Below are 17,600 nucleotides of genomic sequence, written 5' to 3' on the forward strand. Positions count from 1 at the left end.
CGTGGAATGTCTAGAGAGAGGTGACGCGCTCCGGATCTGCCGAGGCCAGCGCTGCGGCGCGCTCGGCTTTGGGCGGATAGATCCAGACCGTGTTGATTTCCTGCTTGGTCTTCTTGGCGACGTCGCCGACCATCTCGACCGTGCGTTCCCAGCCGCGGGTGAACAGCGCGCCGGCTTCGCCGAGGTCGAGACAGGTGACATAGGCCTTTTGGTGATAAGGCCTGGTCGAAACGCCGAGCAGCTCGGCGGCGGCGTTGTTGCCGGCGAAGGCGCCCATCCGGGTCGCATGCTGACACGACATCAGCGCGTAATTGCCGTTGTCGTCACACGCGGCCCGTGCGGCATCGCCGGTCGCAAAGACACCGTTCACGGATGGCACGCGAAGCTCGCGGTCGACCAGCAGCCGGCCGAATTGGTCGCGCTCGGCGGGAATCTGCGCCGTCAACGGAGCAGCGCGCATGCCGGCGGCCCAGATCACGGTTTCGCATTCGATGTGCTCGCCGCTGGAGAGCGTGACGCCGGATTTATCGAGCGAGCCGACGCCGACACCGAGCCTGGTTTCGACGCCGAGCTTGCGTAGCGCCTCTTGGATGATGGGGCGGGGGCCCGCGCCCATGTCCGGGGCGATCGCCGCGTTGCGATCGACAATGACCACGCGCAATTCCGCATCCTTGCCGAGAATTGCGCGTAGGCGCGATGGCACCTCGGTTGCGGCCTCGATCCCGGTGAAGCCGCCGCCAGCCACGACGACGGTATTGCGCGCCTTCGAGGCCGGGCAGCTGGAGAGTTGGTGCAAATGGCGATCGAGCGCGATGGCGTCATCGAGCTGGTCGACGCTGAAGCCGTGCTCGGCAAGGCCCGGAACGTTCGGGCGGAACAAGCGGCTGCCGGTGGCGACGATCAGCCGGTCATACGACAGCTTCTTCCTGGCGCCTTGTGCGGCAACGATCTCGACGAGCTTCGCCCCGGTATCGATCGCCTCGGCACGGCCCTGGACATAGACGACGTCGATCGCCTTCAGCACGTGCTGCAACGGGGCCGTCAGGGTTTCGGGCTTCGGTTCGTAAAGCCGCGGGCGAACCACCAGCGTCGGCTCGGGCGAAACGAGCGCGATCTCGAGCTTTTCCGGCGAGACACCCTGGATGTCGCGTAGCCGGGCCGCGGAAAGGGCGGCATACATGCCGGCGAAGCCGGCGCCAATGATGACGATGCGCATGTCGATTGTTCCTTGGTTGAGGTATTGCGATGGAAGCGCGTGGTTACGCCGTCACGAATTTGAGCAGGTCGGCGTTGACGATGTCGGGATGTGTCGTGCACAGGCCGTGCGGCAGCAGGTCGTAGATCTTCAGGGTGCTGTGCTTCAAAAGGCGGGCCGACAGCGCTGCCGAGTCGGCAACGGGGACGATCTGGTCATCGCCGCCGTGCAGGACCAGCGTCGGCACGGCGATGGCTTTCAGATCTTCGGTGAAGTCGGTCTCGGAGAAGGCCTTGATGCCGTCGTAGTGGGCCTTGCTGCTGCCCATCATGCCTTGACGCCACCAGTTCCAGATCGCGGCCTGCGAAGGCTCGGCACCCGGACGATTGTAGCCATAGAAAGGTCCGCCCGCGAATTCGAGATAGAATTGCGACCTGTTGGCGGCGAGCTGCCGGCGCAAGCCGTCGAACACCTCAAGCGGCAATCCGCCGGGATTGGACTCGGTCTTCAACATCAGCGGCGGCACGGCGCCGATCAGCACCAGCCTGGCGACGCGATCGCGGCCATGACGCGCGACGTAGCGCGTGGCCTCGCCGCCGCCCGTGGAGTGGCCGACGTGAATGGCGTTGCGAAGATCGAGATGCTCGACGAGGGCTGCGACATCGGCCGCATAATGATCCATGTCATGCCCGTCGCTGACCTGGCTCGAGCGGCCATGACCGCGGCGATCATGCGCGATCACGCGGAAGCCCTTGCCGAGGAAAAAGAGCATCTGGGCATCCCAGTCGTCGGCGCTGAGCGGCCAGCCATGATGAAACACGATCGGCTGCGCGGACTTCGGTCCCCAATCCTTGTAGAAGAGCTTCACGCCGTCGTTGGTGGTGACCGAGGTCGCAACGTCGTTCTTTCCGGTGGAGAGGGCCGCTGTTTTCGTTTCGCTACCCGCTGCCGAGGTGGAGCGGACAGTCATCGATGCCGCGTACATGAGCGTTGTCGCGAGGATTTTCCGCCGCGAGGTGCTCGCGAGCCGGCTGACGGAATTGATCAAGGCCATTTGCAGTTTCCATTTCTGGAGTTTGTGGACACCATGATTCCTAGCGAACCGCATGGGCCGATGCCCCAGCGCGATTGACGCGATTGCAGCGCGATTGCTGCTAACGCGCCCGCCGCCGCCAATCGCTCGGCGATTCCCCGGTCAACTTTCGAAACGCGGCGGCAAAGGCGGTCTGCGAGGCGTAGCCGAGCGTCGCCGCGACCGAGACGACGGACAATTCGGTGTCGCGCAGCATGTTCATGGCCTGCTCAAGCCGGTGCTGGCGCAGCCAGGCATGAGGGGAAAGCCCGGTGCTGTCCTTGAATGCGCGGCAGAAGTGAAAGCGCGACAGGCCGGCCTCCGCAGCAAGCGCCCCGAGCGAGACGTCGTCATCGCTGTCCGAGCGCAGGCGCTCGATCGCGCGAAGCAGCGTCTTCGGCGCCAGCCCGCCCCTGACCGGCGCGATTATGTTCGGCGAGCCGCTGTGCGCAGCGAGAAGGCGCGTCGCCAGCAAATCCATCAGTTGCTGCCTGAACAGCGTATCCAGCGCCTCATTGCCTTCCAGCACATCCGCCGCACTCAGGAGCAATCGGGACGTCACGGGATCGGGATGGGCGGTCCGCTCCAGAAGATCGGCCGGCGCTCCGGCTTTGGCTTCGTCCGCAACACGCGTCAGCGTTGCCTGTGGAAGATAGAGCTGGACGACGTCGACGGGCTTTGGAATGTCCCACCGCGAGCTCGATCCTTCGGGAATGATGGTCACCACGCCGGGGCGAAACGTCCCGATCGCGACGGATCGTCCGGACCGCCGCTCCATCCGCTGGACCGAGCAGTTGTAAGCCATGATGACGTGGTGGCCCATGGGCGCGACGATGTCGTGCAATGGCTCGTGCTTCCAGTGCGCAATCCCTGCGCCGGACGAATCCAATGCCATACGGAAAGGCACCGTTCCGAGCACGCGGGCCATCTCGACTTCGGCAGGGGGCCGGTCGCCGGCCGACGGGGCGTCGCGCCGTACCTGAGACACGGCGGGAATTTCATTCGAAGATTCACGCAACACAATCTTGCTCATGGACTTTGCTCGTATTGGGGGCGCGTCGCTGGGTGCGCGACTTCGCGATCATGGCGTCGGCCGCCGCATGGCGGAGCCGAACGGGCCGGTCTGGCGATCCCTGCTCAACGAATGGGCGGGGGGCCGAAGGCGATCCGTTGCAGCTCAGGCACCGTTGATTTGCGGGTTCTAGGCGGCACGAAGGCCCGCGTCTTTCCTGATGCTGCCCTGCGTTGCCTGATCCTGCTCCCAGGATGCCTCACGCGTGCAGCTTGCGTGCGTTTGTGAAAAGTCGTGATCGCCGCGTTTCGGTCGACGACACCCTCAGGTCGTCAAGGCGCGAACCGGATCGTTATGAAATGATTGGAAAATTTTGATACCGGTCGCGCTGGGGCGAGCGCGCAGGCCTTGCCGGGTGCGACGTCGTCGGTCGTGGACAGCAATGGGTGGATAGCCGATATACTGTTCTCGAAATGGCAGGACGCTGTGGCCTGCTCTTGGTCCTTTCTTTGGACCTTCACAGAAGAGACATCCGATGACCAGGACAGGCGCTTACGGCGAACGGCTCGGAGACTTCCTTCGCCTCGCGGAAGCGCCGCCCTCGCTGGTGACCCGCTCGCTGCGCGGCACCGAGATTGCGGTCACCGAAACACGCAACGACAATCCTGTGCCGGGCCTTTCCGGCTCGCTCGCTGCCGAAGATGCCTATCTCGTCAGCCTCAAGCTGCGCGACTATCCGGACTGCGAGCTCTGGGAGCAGGGCCGTCACATCAAGAAAGCGGATGTTCACGCCGGGACGACCTATCTCTACGATCTCAAGGCCGACCCGCGTTACGTGATCGACAAACCGCTTCATTCTCTCCATTTCTACGTGCCGCGTTCGGCCCTCGACGGACTCGCCGATCAATCGGGGGCCCGACGCATCGATGCGCTGGATTGCGGGCTTGTCGGGCACGATGACGCAATCATCCGACATATCGGCGCGTCCCTGCGCGCGGGGCTGCGCCGGCCTGATGAGGCCAACCAGCTCTTCATCGATCACATGATGCTGGCGCTGACCGCGCACGTCGCTCAGGCCTATGGAGGCTACAGGCACAAGGCCGAGACCGGCCGGGGCGCACTTGCCCCATGGCAGCTGGCGCGCGCCTGCGACAAGCTCGAGTCGGACCTCAATGGCAAACTGCCGCTGCAGACCATCGCGGCCGAACTCGGCCTATCGGTCAGTCATTTCTCGCGCGCGTTTCGCGCTTCGACCGGCCTGCCACCCTATCGCTGGCTTCTGCATCAGCGCGTGAGAACCGCCAAGCGCTTGATGAGCGTGCGCGGCCTGTCGCTGTCCGAGGTTGCGATTTCGGCCGGCTTTGCCAACCAGAGCCACTTCACGCGGGTCTTCTCGGCGACGACAGGGGTCAGCCCGGGTGCATGGCGGCGCGATGCGCTGGGAACGGTAAGCCGCGACGCATGATCTGCGTCGGATGCACTCCGTCATTGCGAGCGCAGCGAAGCAATCCAGACTGTCACTGCGGCGGGATTCTGGATTGCTTCGCTGCGCTCGCAATGACGATGCGGATGCTGCGAGGCTAGGGGCGCACCATAGGCGTGGCGAAGGCGAAACTCAGAATTGATACCGTCTCAAGCCCCCATCCACCGGGATCACCGTTCCCGTGATGTAGCGCGCGACCGGTGAGGCCAGAAACACCGCGAGCGCCGCGAGGTCTTCCGGCTCGCCCCAATATCCGACCGGAATCTCCTCCTCCGCAAAACGCTCGCGGTAATCCGGCGGATAGTTGCGGCGGATCTGCTCGCTCATGATACGGCCGGGCGGAATGCAATTGATGGTGATGCCGTGCTCGCCGATCTCGCGCGACAGGCCCTTGGCCCAGGCGTGCACGGCGGCCTTCGCCGCGAAGGCCGCGTTGAGGCCCTCCGGCTCGGACTTGCCGGTGATGTTGACGATGCGGCCCCATTTGCGTTCGATCATCTGCGGCAGCAACGCATGCGCGATGCGGCGGTAGCTGGTGAAGTTCAGCGCGATCGCCTCGTCCCATTGGCTGTCGGGCGCATCGACCGGCAGGGGGCGGCTGCCGCCGGCATTGTTGATGAGAATATCGACATGGCCGAACTCCCTTAGCGCGAAGGCCGAGATCTTCTCCGCCGCGTCCTTGGCCATCACGTCCTGCGCGAATGGCGTGATCAGCCCGCCGCCGACCTCCTTCACAAGTTCGGCAAGCAGATCGGTCCGCCGCGCCACGCCGACGACGCGTACGCCTTCGGCCGCGAGGCCCTTGGCGATGGCGCGGCCGATGCCGATGCTCGCGCCGGTGACGACAGCGGTTTTCGATTTCAGCCCGAGGTCCATGGTCACAGCTCTCTTGTTTGCTTTTTTCGTTCGTTGGCCGTTGGTTTCCTGCCCTGTCCCGGGTGCGGCGATTTGCCCGACCGGGACGAGCAGTGGTAACCAAGGGTGACCACGAAGGAAATACGAAAAAGAAAAGGCGCAGGTTATGGTGTGGGATCCGCAGCAATATCTGAAATTTTCCGGCCACCGGCTCCGGCCCGCGCTGGACCTGCTGATGCGGATTCCGGATCTCGGTCCTCGCGAGGTCGCCGACCTCGGTGCCGGCGCCGGCAATGTCACCAAGCTGATCAGGGAGCGCTGGCCGTCCGCCGCGGTGACCGGGGTCGAGGGCTCGGCCGAGATGGTTGCTGCGGGGCGCAAAGCCGCGCCTGATGTGGAATGGTCACATGAGGATCTCGGTCATTGGCGCCCCGTCAAGCAATATGACGTCGTCTATTCCAATGCCGCACTGCACTGGCTGCCCGATCATGCGGCACTCTTCCCGTCGGTGATGGAGAAGGTCGCGCCCGGCGGCATGCTTGCGGTGCAAATGCCGCGCAACTTCCTGGCGCCTTCGCATGTGCTGATCGGCGAGACCGCCCTGAGCGGGCCCTGGCGGTCCACGGTCGAGCACCTCGTGACGCCGCCGCCGGTCGAGGGGCCGGCCTTCTATCACGATTTGCTTGCGCCGCTGGCGCAGAACATCGACATCTGGGAGACCGAATACCTCCAGGTTCTCGAAGGCGACAATCCCGTGAAGGAATGGACCAAGGGCACCTGGCTGACGCGCTATCTCGACGTGCTCGAGGGCGATGAGAAGGCCGCGTTCGAAGCGGCCTACGGGATGCGAGTGGCGAAGGCCTATCCGAAGAACGCCGCGGGGCAGACACTATTCCCGTTCCGTCGGCTGTTCATGGTTGCCCAGCGCAAGGGTTAATGTCCTTCGGCGATGCGACATAAGCGCTCGCTGGGAGCGGCCGGAGCGGGCGTCGGGTTGCGCATGCGGCCGCCATCAAGATAGCTTCGCTGCGGCAAATTGGGCTTAGGTCTAGTTGTTCGGGGTCCGGATTGCTGCCACTACTGGAACCGTAAAACAAAAAGCACCCGGTTTCCGAGGTTGTTGGGGAGGTCCTTCATGCGCAAGCTGCTCTTTGCGGTCGCCGCAGCCGCGTTCGCTCTGGCCCCTGCTGTTGCGCAGGCGCAGAGCCCGATCATCATCAAGTTCAGCCACGTCGTCGCCAACGATACCCCGAAGGGCAAGGGCGCGCTGAAGTTCAAGGAGCTCGCCGAGAAGTACACCGACGGCAAGGTCAAGATCGAAATCTATCCGAACTCCTCGCTCTACAAGGACAAGGAGGAGATCGAGGCGCTTCAGCTCGGGTCGGTGCAGATGCTCGCACCATCGACCGCGAAATTCGCGCCGCTCGGCATCAAGGAATTCGAGGCGCTCGACCTGCCCTGGCTGTTCAAGGACGACGCGACCTATTCCAATGCGATGAAGGGCACGGTCGGCAAATGGCTGTTCCAGAAGCTGGAAGCCAAGGGCATCACCGGTCTCGCCTATTGGGACAACGGCTTCCACATGGTGTCGTCGAGCCGTCCGCTGATGAAGCCGGAAGATTTCAAGGGCCTGAAATTCCGCATCTCCGGATCGAAGATCGCCGACCAGTATTTCCGCCTGATGGGCTCGATCCCGCAGATCATGGCGTTCTCGGAAGTCTACCAGGCGCTGCAGACCGGCGTGGTCGACGGCTGCGAGAACACGGCGTCCAACTATCTAACGCAGAAGTTCTACGAGGTGCAGAAGGACATCACCGTGTCCTATCACGCGCATCTGCAATACGCCGTCATCGTCAACTCGAAATTCTGGTCCGGCCTGCCGCCTGACATCCGCGCCCAGCTCGAGAAGGCGATGGCGGACGCGACCGATTATACCAACCAGATCGCGCACCAGGAAAACGAGGACGCGCTGGCCGAGATCAAGAAGACGGGCAAGACCACGCTGCATTATCTCACCGACGCCGATCGCAAGGCGTGGCAGGAGGCGATGCAGCCGACCTACAAATGGGCTAAAGGCCGGGTCGGGCAGGAAGTGCTCGATCTCGTCGCCAAGGAGCTCGACGTCAAGATGAACTGACGCGTTTTCCGGGAGAACAATACCAACGGTCGGGAGTGTATGCACTCCCGACCGTTTCGTATCGATAGGGGGACTTTGATTTGCTTCGCGTGCTGAACCAGGGGCTCAATCATCTCGAAGAATGGTTGATCGCGACGCTCATTGCGGCTGCAACCGGCCTGATCTTCATCGCGGTGGTGCACCGTTATGGTGCCGGCGAATCGATCGTGTTCTCGCGATGGGCGGCCGCGCACGGGATGACCTGGCTCGCGTCGCTGTCGATGGCGGTGTTCACCTTCCTGTCCGAGCTCGATCTGTCCTGGGCGCAGGAACTCTGCATCTACATGTTCATCTGGATGGCGAAGTTCGGCGCGGCCTATGGCGTGCGCACCGGCATCCATGTCGGTGTCGATCTGCTCGTCAACCGCCTGCCCGAGTATTCGCGCAAGCATGTGATCCTGTTCTCGCTGCTGTGCGGCGCGCTGTTCACCGGCATGATCGCCGCTTTCGGCGCCTCCTTCGTGCGCGAGATGTTCCACACCGGGCAGCAGTCCAACGACCTGGAAGCGCCGATGTGGTTCGTCTATCTGGCGATCCCGCTCGGCTCCGGGTTGATGTGCTTCCGCTTTCTTCAGGTCTCCTGGTTCTATTACTGGACCGGCGATCTGCCGCATCATGACGAGACCCATGTCGAAGGCGTGGAGGCCGCTGTTTCGCCGGCGCTGCATCCGCAGCCCGCCGGCACTGCTACGAAGGCGGCTTCCCGCAAAGTCTCGCCGCTCGGCGTGATCCTGATCATGGCGCCGATCCTGATCTTCGCGCTCTGCCTTGGCGAGAAGACCGGCTTCATCGTGCTGCCGCATTGGCTGCGCGCCTTCACGGTGTTCGCGCTGCTGATCGCGCTGATGCTGACCGGCATTCCGGTCTCGATCGCGCTCGGCCTCACCGTGATGACGTTCCTGTTCACGCTGACGACAGTGCCGATCGAAGCCGTCTCGATGAAGCTCTTCACGGGCATCGAGGGCTTCGAGATCATGGCGATCCCGTTCTTCATCCTCGCCGGAAATTTCCTGACCCATGGCGGCGTCGCGCGCCGCATGATCAATTTCGCGACCTCGCTGATCGGGCACTGGCATGGCGGCCTGGGGCTCGCCGGCATCGTCGCCTGCGCGATGTTCGCACTGGTGTGCGGCTCGAGCGTGGCGACGGTCGCCGCGATCGGCGCCATCGTGCTGCCCGAGATGGTCCGCCACGGCTATCCCATGCGCTTCGGCGCCGGCATCATCACGGTCGCCGGCTCGCTCGGCATATTGATGCTGCCGTCGATCCCGAAGATCGTCTATGCGGTCTCGACCAACACCTCGATCGGCGCGCTGTTCGTTGCCGGTCTGCTGCCAGGCATGCTGCTGACGACGATGCTCTGCATCGTCACTTGGTGGCTCGCGCGCAAACGCGACTATCCCCGGATGCAGAAGGCGACCTGGGGCGAGACGCTCCACGCCTTTCGCGAGAGCATCTGGGGCCTGATGCTGGTCGTCATCATCATCGGCGGCATCTATAGCGGCCTGTTCACCGCCACCGAAGCCGCCGCGATGGCCGCGGTCTATTCCTTCATCATCGCCGTGTTCGTCTACAAGGCCATCAAGATAGTGGACGTGCCGCGGGTGCTGCTGCGCGCCGCCAACACCAGCGCGATGCTGCTCTACATCGTCACCAACGCGGTGCTGTTCTCCTTCGTGCTTTCCAATGAGAACCTGCCAGCGACCTTGGCCGACTGGATCGCGGCGCAGAACCTCGGCTGGGTCGGCTTCCTGCTGGTCGTCAACGTGCTGCTGCTGCTCGCCGGCAACTTCATGGAGCCGAACTCGATCATCCTGATCATGGCGCCGATCCTGGCGCCGGCCGCCAAGAAGCTCGGCATCGACCTCGTCCATTTCGGCATCGTCATGGACGTCAACATGGAGGTCGGCCTCTGCCATCCGCCGGTCGGCTTGAACCTCTACGTCGCATCGATGATCGCGCGAATGCGCATCACCGATCTGGCGGGAGCGGTGATGCCGTGGCTTCTCACCATGCTCGGCTTCCTCGTCATCGTGACCTACTGGCCCGATCTGACGCTGTGGCTGCCGCGGGTGCTGGGGATGCATTGAGGCGCGCAAGCGGCGGCGCTAACGGTGCACCCTCTCCCCTTGTGGGCCCACAAGGGGAGAGGGTGGCTTCGCGACAGCGAAGCCGGGTGAGGGGTATCTATCCTCACGAACAGTCTTGCGAGCAGAGAGAACCCCTCATCCGGCGCTTCGCGCCACCTTCTCCCACAAGGGGAGAAGGGAAGAGGCGCCTGCGTTCGTCACTTTGTCCTCCTCACGATGGCAATCGGCCGCGAGATGCGGTTAGATGCCGCGCGTCAGGCCGGGAGGATGCAAATGACCGGGATTTCCAGCAATGAGCCGAAGGACGCAACGCCGTCCGTGATTGCGCAGCAAACGGCGATGCTGAATGCGCTGCCGTTTTCCGACACGCGGGATTTCGACGACGCTGCGCGCGGCTTCCTCGGCACCATCGAGCAGGCGAAGATTGCGAACCCGCAGGGGCGGACGGTCTGGAGCCTCGAGCCCTATGGCTTTCTGTCCACCGATGAGGCGCCACCGACGGTCAATCCCAGCCTGTGGCGGCAGTCGCGGCTCAACATGCAGCACGGCCTGTTCGAGGTCGTGCCCGGTGTCTACCAGGTGCGTGGGCTCGACATCGCCAACATGACGCTGATCGAGGGCGACAGCGGCGTCATCGTGGTGGATACCCTGACCTCGATCGAAGGCGCGCGCGCCGCGCTCGATCTCTACTTCAGGCATCGCGGCCAGCGGCCGGTCGCGGCAGTGATCTTCACCCACACGCATACTGATCACTGGGGTGGCGCGCGCGGCGTGCTGGAGGAGGATGCACTGGCGACGGGGCGCGTGCCGATCATCGCGCCGAATTTGTTCATGGAGCACGCCGTCTCCGAGAACATCATCGCGGGACCGGCGATGCTGCGCCGGGCGCAATACCAGTTCGGCCCGTTCCTGGCCAAAGGCGTGCGCGGGCAGGTCGACTGCGGCCTCGGCAAGACCATGGCGGCGGGATCGGTGGCGCTGCTGCGTCCGACCGACCTGATCATGGTGACCGGCGACAAGCGCGTCATCGACGGCGTCTCGTTCGAATTCCAGATGGCGCCGAACAGCGAAGCGCCGGCGGAGATGCACTTCTTCCTTCCGCGCTACAAGCTTCTCAACCTCGCCGAGAACTGCACACATAATTTTCACAATCTGCTGCCGTTCCGCGGCGCCGACGTGCGCGATGCGCTGGCCTGGTCGAAATATCTGGGCGAGGCGCTGCATCTGTGGGGCGGCAAGGCCGAGGCGATGTGCGGCCAGCATCACTGGCCGGTGTGGGGGCGTGAGCGCATCGACACCATGATCCGCGAGCAGCGCGACCTCTACAAGTTCGCGCATGACCAGACCATCCGCCTGATGAACCACGGGCTGACCGCGGCCGAGATCGCCGAGACGATCCAGTTGCCGAAGAGCCTGGAGGGCGCCTGGCACGGGCGCGGCTATTACGGTCACATCCGCCACAATGTGAAAGCGATCTACCAAAAATATCTCGGCTGGTACGACGCCAACCCGGTCAATCTCGATCCGCTGCCGCCGGTGGAATCGGGCAAGAAATATGTCGAGTACATGGGCGGCGCCGATGCGATCCTCGCTCGTGCGCGCGCGGATTTTGACAAGGGCGAATTCCGCTTCGTGGCGCAGGCGCTCGGCCATCTCGTCTTCGCCGAGCCTGATAATCAGGCTGCGCGCGCGCTGCTGGCGGATACACTGGAGCAGCTCGGCTATGCCGCCGAGAGCTCGACCTGGCGCAATGCCTATCTGTTCGGCGCCCAGGAATTGCGTCACGGCATGCCGAAGACGCCGCCACGTCCACCGATGCCGCGCGAGACGCTGGCAGCGCTGCGCACCGGGCAGCTCTGGGACGTGCTCGGCATCCGCCTCAATGGCCCGAAGGCGGAAGGCAAGCACATCGTGCTGAACTGGAGCTTTTCCGATACCGGCGAGACGTTCGTGCTCAATCTGGAGAACTGCGCGCTGACTTATACGGAAGGCGTGCAGGCCGACAATGCCGATGCCAGCTTCACGCTGGCGCGCGCGACGCTGGATGAGGTGATCGCCAAGCTGACGAGCTTTCCGGAGGCCGTCGCCGCCGGCAAGGTCAAGCTGTCGGGCAACCCGATGCGGCTTGCCGAGCTGATGGGCCTGATGGACGAATTCCCGCGGATGTTCGAGATTGTGGAGCCGAAGCGGGCGGTGGTGAGGTAGGATCTCTTGCCCGGACGCAGCGCAACGCTTCTTCAGCGGTGCGCGAGTGTGCCTTGCCGCGTGGGTCCCGGCTCTGCGCCGCAACGCTAAGGGCGTTGCAGCGCGTCCGGGACACGAGAGCCGAGTTACTCCGCGCTGCTCACCAGCTTGATCCGTGGCGCGGTCGCTTCGGTCAGGCCGCGATAGGCCGCGAGATAATCCAGCGCCATCCGCCGCGCGGTAAAGCGCTTCTCGAACTGCCTGCGGATGGCGGTGCGGTCGAGTTGCGCGAGGCGGTTGACGACGCCGGCTGCGCTGAGGATGTCCTCGACGACGAAGCCGGTGAGGCCTTCGTCGATGATTTCCGGCACCGAGCCGCGGTTGAAGGCGACCACTGGCGTGCCGCACGCCATGGCCTCGATCATGACGAGGCCGAACGGCTCCGGCCAGTCGATCGGCAGCAGCAGGCCGAGCGCGCCGCTCAAGAAGTCCGACTTCTCGTGATCGCTGATCTCGCCGATGAAATCCACCAGCGGATTGTTCACGATCATCGGCTTGATCAGCTCGTCGTAATAGTCCTGGTCGGCGCGATCGACCTTGGCCGCAATCTTCAGCGGAATGCCGCAATGCATCGCGATCTTGATGGCGCGGTCGACCCCTTTCTCCGGCGCGATGCGGCCGAGCACGGCGAGATATTCCTGCTTCGCCGGCCTCGGCGTCAGCAGATGCTCCGGCAGGCCGTGATGGATCGTGGTCACCCAACTCGCCTGCGGCACCGGCCGCCGCTGTGCATTCGAGATCGAGATGACAGGCATCTTGGAGAAGGTGTTGAAGACAGGCTGATGCTCCGGCAGATCGAGCCGGCCGTGCAGCGTGGTCAGGAACGGTGTCGGCTGCCGGTGGAACAGCGACCACGGATAATAATCGAGATGGAAGTGGAGGAAGTCGAACTCCTCGTCGTCACATTTCTGCCGCACGCGCTCCAGGAGCACCATGTGCAGCGCGTTGGGATCGCGCACGGAACCATCGAGGCGCAGTGCCCGCGGCCATAAGGCATCCAGCTTTGCCGACGTCTGCGAATCGCCGCTGGCAAATAGCGTGACGTCGTGACCAAGGGCAACCAACTCTTCCGTCAACCAGTGCACCACCCGCTCGGTGCCGCCATACAGCTTGGGTGGAACAGCCTCCGTCAACGGAGCTACCTGCGCGATGCGCATCTCAGCTTCTCCTCTGCGTGATCATGGAAATTAAAGCCCCTACCGAGTTCGGCACCGGCACGCCAGGGAGGGAACGTTCTCGCATTTGCGAAGTTCCTCTCAACTAACGTTACTTCTTCGTCACACTGCAGCGTGGCCGCGATGCTGCCATCACCCCTTCTCAGTTCGTCCGTATCCGCATGTCGTGATGGCTTTGCCCGGGAACCGAGGCGAAGCGGTCGATGTTCACTCGATCAGTAAGAAAAATGGAAATCATGACGGGGTCGCAGAGAATGGATCATCTTTCTGGATATGCGCGCAGGCCATTTGCCTTTGTTCTGCGCTATCTGCGGCGTCGTTTGGCGTCGCACCTGGTGATCCTGGGTGCCGTTGTTGCGGCAGTTGCCTGCTCGGTAGGCACGCAATACGGCGTCAAATCCCTTGTCGACAGCCTGTCGGCGGGAACTTCGCATGGCGGTAGCGTATGGCTGGCATTCATTCTGCTCATGTCGCTGATTGCCGCCGACAACTTTCTGTGGCGCATCGCGAGCTGGACAGCGAGCTTCACCTTTGTTCGTGTCACGGGCGATTTACGCCGTGACATATTTCGTCATCTGACCGGTCATGCGCCGAGCTACTTCTCGGACCGGATGCCGGGCATGCTGACCAGTCGCATTACGGCCACATCCAATGCAGTGTTCACCGTCGAGAACATGTTCATCTGGAATGTGTTGCCGCCATGCATCGCCACAATTGCGGCCATCGCGTTGATTGGAACCGTGAGCCCTTATATGGCGGTCGGCCTGATCGTGATCGCCGGCGGCATGGTGGTCGCGATGTTCCATCTGGCCGCGGCCGGCAAACCGTTGCATGACGACTTTGCCGACAAGGCGGCCGCCGTCGACGGCGAGATGATTGACGTCATCAGCAACATGCCGCTGGTCCGCGCCTTCTGCGGCATTGGCCACGAGCATGAGCGGTTCGATGCCACGGTGAACCGGGAAGTCAATGCGCGCGGACGCAGCCTGCGCTATCTGGAGAAGCTGCGGTTGTTGCATGCCGCCGTGACCGTGATTTTGACGATTGCGCTGATGGCCTGGGCGGTCACGCTCTGGCAGCAGGGCGAGGCGACCACCGGCGACGTGGTGCTGGTCTGTACCCTCGGCATCTCCATCCTGAGCGCGACTCGCGATCTTGCGGTGGCGCTGGTCGACGTCACCCAGCATGTCGCGCGCCTGACCGAGGCGATCGCCACGCTGCTGGTGCCGCATGATTTGCGCGATCACCCGGAGGCCGAGCCGCTGGTCAAGAGCGGTGCCGCGATTGCATTCAACAACGTGACCTTCGGCTATCCCGGGGCTGAGAAGATCTTCGAGCGCTTCAGCCTGCGCCTTCAGCCCGGCCAGCGCGTCGGCCTGGTCGGCCAGTCCGGCGGCGGCAAGTCGACCCTGTTCACGCTGCTGCAGCGCTTCTATGATGTCGACGAGGGCAGTGTGACTGTCGACGGCCAGGACATCTCCAAGGTGACGCAGCAGAGCCTGCGCGAAGCGATCTCGGTGGTGCCGCAGGACATCTCCCTGTTCCATCGCTCGATCCGCGAGAACATCCGTTACGGCCGTCCCAACGCGACCGACGACGAGGTGCTGCGCGCGGCGATCGCGGCGCGCTGCGATTTCATCGACAGCCTGCCGGACGGTCTCGACACCATGGTCGGCGACCGCGGGGTGAAGATGTCCGGTGGCCAGCGCCAGCGGATCGCGATCGCGCGCGCCTTCGTCAAGGACGCGCCGATCCTGCTGCTCGACGAGGCGACCGCCGCGCTCGACAGCGAATCCGAGGAGGCGATCCGCGAGGCGCTGGGGCGCCTGATGCGCGGCCGCACCGTGATCGCGATCGCGCACCGTCTCGCGACGCTGCGCAATTTCGACCGGGTGATCGTGCTGAAGCATGGCAAGATCATCGAGGACGGCGCGCCCGACCGCCTGATGCAGGGCCACGGCCCATACCGTGAGCTGGTGACGCAGGAAATGAGCCGGCTCGCGAAGTTCGCCGCCTAAGACCCGGCAGTTGCGTTTGCGTGGCCGCGTTCGAACAACAAGCCGCAGGGGAGCAGCTTATGGGAGCCGAAGCCGCAACCAAGATCATTTCGGTATCGCAGACGGTCGAGACCGTCGCGGAGCAGGCCTTCTACATTCCGATGACGGGGCCCGCCGCGCGGCCCCGCCGCTCGCTCAAGCACGATGACACTTTTATCGTGCTGGACAGCCACGGCGACATCGGAGCGTCGGCCGGCGGGCCGGACGGCTTGTTCAACCATGACACGCGCTATCTGGCGCGGCTGGAGCTCGTGCTCGACGATCTCCAGCCGTTGCTGCTCGGCTCGAACCTGCGCGACGACAATTCGGGATTAACGGTCGACCTCACCAATCCCGACATTTACCGCCAGGGCCGCATCGTCCTGCAAAAGGACCTGCTGCACATCGTGCGCACGATCTTCCTGTGGCGCGGCACGGCGTATCAGCGCATTGGGCTGCAGAACCACGGCGAGCAGCGCGCCAGCTTCGAGCTGACGCTGCTGTTCGACAACGATTTTGCCGATCTGTTCGAAGTGCGCGGCGAGCGGCGTCCGCGCCGCGGCGCCGGCACCAGCAAGCTGCTCGGGCCGACAGACGTGCTGTTCGAATATCGTGGTCTCGACGATGTCGAGCGGACCACCGGGCTGCATTTCGATCCGCGTCCGACCAGGCTTTCGGTGAATGCCGCAACGTGGCAGCTCGAGCTCGATCCACATGAGGCGAGATCGCTGTTCGTGGCCGTGTCCTGCAACCGGCCGATCGCGGAGAAGCCGGCGCGCTTCTTCAGGAGCCTCTTGGCGCATCGCCGCGAGATGCGGCAGTCGACGATCGGCGCGACCAGCATCGAGACCTCCAACAACATTTTCAACGAGGTGCTGTGCCAGGCCATGGCCGACCTCAACATGTTGATGACGGAGACGCCGCAGGGGCGCTATCCCTATGCCGGCATTCCCTGGTATTCGACGACGTTCGGCCGCGACGGCCTGATCACCGCGCTGCAGATGCTCTGGGTCGATCCGCGGGTCGCCAGGGGCGTGCTGCGGCGGCTCGCGCATTTCCAGGCCAAGGCGGTCGATCCGCTCGCTGACGCCGCACCCGGAAAGATCCTGCATGAGATGCGCGGCGGCGAGATGGCGGCACTGCGCGAGGTGCCGTTTTCGCAATATTACGGCAGCGTGGATTCGACCGCTCTGTTCGTCCTGCTCGCGGGGCGCTATTTCGAGCGCACCGGCGACCAGACAACGCTGGTCGAGCTGTGGCCCGCGATCGAGGCGGGGCTTGCCTGGATCGACGGTCCCGGCGACCCCGACCAGGACGGCTTTGTCGAATACCAGCGCGCCACCGAAAAGGGGCTCGCCAACCAGGGTTGGAAGGACTCTTTCGACGCCATCTTCCATGCCGACGGCAAGCTCGCGGAGGGCAACATCGCGCTCGCCGAGGTTCAGGGCTATGTCTACGCCGCAAAACAGCTCGCCGCGCGATGCGCGCTGCAGCTCGGCAAGCCTGACGTCGCGAAGAGGCTTGAGGCGGAGGCCAAGACGCTCGCCGAGCGCTTCGAAGAGGCGTTCTGGTGCGAGGAGCTCAGGACCTACGCGCTTGCGCTCGACGGCAACAAGCGGCGATGCGAGGTGCGGACCTCGAATGCCGGGCAGGTGCTGTTCAGCGGCATGATCCGGGAGGATCGCGCCCGTCTTGTGGCTGCCGATCTGATGCGGCCGCACTTCTTCTCCGGCTGGGGCATTCGCACCGTCGCGCGCGGCGAGGTGCGCTACAACCCGATGTCGTATCACGACGGCTCGATCTGGCCGCACGACAATGCGCTGATCGCGCTCGGGCTCGCCCATTACGGGCTGAAACACTCGGTGGCCCATGTGTTCAAGGGCCTGTTCGACGCCGCGGCCTACATGGATCTGAGGCGGCTGCCGGAATTGTTCTGCGGCTTCCGCCGCGAGAAGCGGCGCGGCCCGACGCTCTATCCGGTCGCCTGTGCCCCGCAGGCCTGGGCCAGCGCCACGCCGTTCACGCTGCTGGAGGCGGCGCTCGGCATCGAGTTCGACGTCGCGCGCTGCGAGATCCGGCTGCGCAATCCGCAATTGCCGACGTTCTTGAACGAGGTCATCTTGCGCGATCTGCGGCTGGGCGAATCCAGCGTCGACCTGCGCGTCAGCCGCCACGGCCACGACGTGGCGCTGGAGGTGCTGCGCACGCGCGGCCAGATCCAGGTGTCGATCGTGCTGGCGCGCTAGCGGCGCGCCGCGAGGA

General features: G+C 64.0%; 12 protein-coding genes and 1 pseudogene. 8 read left to right on the plus strand and 5 right to left on the minus strand.

The window, feature by feature from the left end; translation table 11 throughout:
- Window positions 1-10: 10 nt before the first annotated feature.
- From ABIC09_RS12465 to ABIC09_RS12475, 3 genes are all read right to left on the minus strand, one after another.
- Window positions 11-1,216, minus strand: coding sequence for an NAD(P)/FAD-dependent oxidoreductase (locus ABIC09_RS12465; RefSeq protein ID WP_354109434.1), 1,206 nt, complete (start codon window positions 1,214-1,216; stop codon window positions 11-13).
- Window positions 1,217-1,259: 43 nt separating this feature from the next.
- Window positions 1,260-2,249: an alpha/beta fold hydrolase gene (locus ABIC09_RS12470; protein WP_354109435.1), complete on the minus strand. Its 990-nt coding sequence runs from the start codon at window positions 2,247-2,249 to the stop codon at window positions 1,260-1,262.
- A 100-nt stretch (window positions 2,250-2,349) separates the two neighbouring features.
- Window positions 2,350-3,300 carry a helix-turn-helix transcriptional regulator gene (locus ABIC09_RS12475; RefSeq protein ID WP_354086326.1) on the minus strand — a complete coding sequence of 317 codons (951 nt, stop codon included), beginning with the start codon at window positions 3,298-3,300 and terminating at the stop codon, window positions 2,350-2,352.
- Window positions 3,301-3,814: 514 nt separating this feature from the next.
- Between ABIC09_RS12475 and ABIC09_RS12480 the strand changes: the two genes are divergently transcribed.
- Window positions 3,815-4,744, plus strand: a complete 930-nt coding sequence (locus tag ABIC09_RS12480; RefSeq protein WP_354109436.1) for a helix-turn-helix domain-containing protein — start codon at window positions 3,815-3,817, stop codon at window positions 4,742-4,744.
- Window positions 4,745-4,894: 150 nt separating this feature from the next.
- Here ABIC09_RS12480 and ABIC09_RS12485 read toward each other — a convergent pair whose 3' ends face one another.
- Window positions 4,895-5,638 (minus strand): SDR family NAD(P)-dependent oxidoreductase, encoded by a 744-nt coding sequence (locus ABIC09_RS12485; RefSeq protein WP_148752383.1) that lies wholly within the window; start codon window positions 5,636-5,638, stop codon window positions 4,895-4,897.
- A gap of 145 nt (window positions 5,639-5,783) precedes the next feature.
- Between ABIC09_RS12485 and ABIC09_RS12490 the strand changes: the two genes are divergently transcribed.
- The 5 genes and pseudogenes from ABIC09_RS12490 (at window position 5,784) to ABIC09_RS12510 (ending at window position 12,088) form a co-directional block, all read left to right on the plus strand.
- Window positions 5,784-6,554 (plus strand): methyltransferase domain-containing protein, encoded by a 771-nt coding sequence (locus ABIC09_RS12490; RefSeq protein WP_354109437.1) that lies wholly within the window; start codon window positions 5,784-5,786, stop codon window positions 6,552-6,554.
- A 198-nt stretch (window positions 6,555-6,752) separates the two neighbouring features.
- Window positions 6,753-7,754 carry a DctP family TRAP transporter solute-binding subunit gene (locus ABIC09_RS12495; protein ID WP_354109438.1) on the plus strand — a complete coding sequence of 334 codons (1,002 nt, stop codon included), beginning with the start codon at window positions 6,753-6,755 and terminating at the stop codon, window positions 7,752-7,754.
- A 260-nt stretch (window positions 7,755-8,014) separates the two neighbouring features.
- A pseudogene (locus tag ABIC09_RS12500) lies at window positions 8,015-8,356 on the plus strand (TRAP transporter small permease); the annotation flags it as partial.
- A gap of 243 nt (window positions 8,357-8,599) precedes the next feature.
- Window positions 8,600-9,883, plus strand: coding sequence for a TRAP transporter large permease (locus ABIC09_RS12505; protein WP_347340232.1), 1,284 nt, complete (start codon window positions 8,600-8,602; stop codon window positions 9,881-9,883).
- Between the two features lie 273 nt (window positions 9,884-10,156).
- Complete coding sequence (locus ABIC09_RS12510) at window positions 10,157-12,088, plus strand: alkyl/aryl-sulfatase (protein WP_354109439.1); 1,932 nt, start codon at window positions 10,157-10,159, stop codon at window positions 12,086-12,088.
- Between the two features lie 125 nt (window positions 12,089-12,213).
- Here the strand turns inward: ABIC09_RS12510 and ABIC09_RS12515 are convergent, their stop codons facing one another.
- The gene (locus ABIC09_RS12515) at window positions 12,214-13,284 is read right to left on the minus strand and encodes a glycosyltransferase family 4 protein (protein ID WP_148749018.1); all 1,071 of its coding nucleotides are present in this window, start codon (window positions 13,282-13,284) and stop codon (window positions 12,214-12,216) included.
- 272 nt (window positions 13,285-13,556) lie between these two features.
- On the opposite strand from ABIC09_RS12515, the gene ABIC09_RS12520 reads away from it, so the two are divergent.
- Window positions 13,557-15,320 (plus strand): ABC transporter ATP-binding protein, encoded by a 1,764-nt coding sequence (locus ABIC09_RS12520; RefSeq protein WP_354086330.1) that lies wholly within the window; start codon window positions 13,557-13,559, stop codon window positions 15,318-15,320.
- Window positions 15,321-15,379: 59 nt separating this feature from the next.
- Window positions 15,380-17,584 (plus strand): amylo-alpha-1,6-glucosidase, encoded by a 2,205-nt coding sequence (locus tag ABIC09_RS12525; protein WP_148749016.1) that lies wholly within the window; start codon window positions 15,380-15,382, stop codon window positions 17,582-17,584.
- Window positions 17,585-17,600 lie beyond the last annotated feature (16 nt).

Source organism: Bradyrhizobium sp. S3.12.5 (genome assembly GCF_040548225.1).
In the GTDB taxonomy this organism is placed as follows: domain Bacteria; phylum Pseudomonadota; class Alphaproteobacteria; order Rhizobiales; family Xanthobacteraceae; genus Bradyrhizobium; species Bradyrhizobium cytisi.

Bases quoted from the DNA above. Each gene is read 5' to 3' on its own strand.
- ABIC09_RS12465 (WP_354109434.1), bottom strand. From the start codon at position 1,216: ATGCGCATCGTCATCATTGGCGCCGGCTTCGCCGGCATGTATGCCGCC.
- ABIC09_RS12470 (WP_354109435.1), bottom strand. From the start codon at position 2,249: ATGGCCTTGATCAATTCCGTCAGCCGGCTCGCGAGCACCTCGCGGCGG.
- ABIC09_RS12475 (WP_354086326.1), bottom strand. From the start codon at position 3,300: ATGAGCAAGATTGTGTTGCGTGAATCTTCGAATGAAATTCCCGCCGTG.
- ABIC09_RS12480 (WP_354109436.1), top strand. From the start codon at position 3,815: ATGACCAGGACAGGCGCTTACGGCGAACGGCTCGGAGACTTCCTTCGC.
- ABIC09_RS12485 (WP_148752383.1), bottom strand. From the start codon at position 5,638: ATGGACCTCGGGCTGAAATCGAAAACCGCTGTCGTCACCGGCGCGAGC.
- ABIC09_RS12490 (WP_354109437.1), top strand. From the start codon at position 5,784: ATGGTGTGGGATCCGCAGCAATATCTGAAATTTTCCGGCCACCGGCTC.
- ABIC09_RS12495 (WP_354109438.1), top strand. From the start codon at position 6,753: ATGCGCAAGCTGCTCTTTGCGGTCGCCGCAGCCGCGTTCGCTCTGGCC.
- ABIC09_RS12510 (WP_354109439.1), top strand. From the start codon at position 10,157: ATGACCGGGATTTCCAGCAATGAGCCGAAGGACGCAACGCCGTCCGTG.
- ABIC09_RS12515 (WP_148749018.1), bottom strand. From the start codon at position 13,284: ATGCGCATCGCGCAGGTAGCTCCGTTGACGGAGGCTGTTCCACCCAAG.
- ABIC09_RS12520 (WP_354086330.1), top strand. From the start codon at position 13,557: ATGGATCATCTTTCTGGATATGCGCGCAGGCCATTTGCCTTTGTTCTG.
- ABIC09_RS12525 (WP_148749016.1), top strand. From the start codon at position 15,380: ATGGGAGCCGAAGCCGCAACCAAGATCATTTCGGTATCGCAGACGGTC.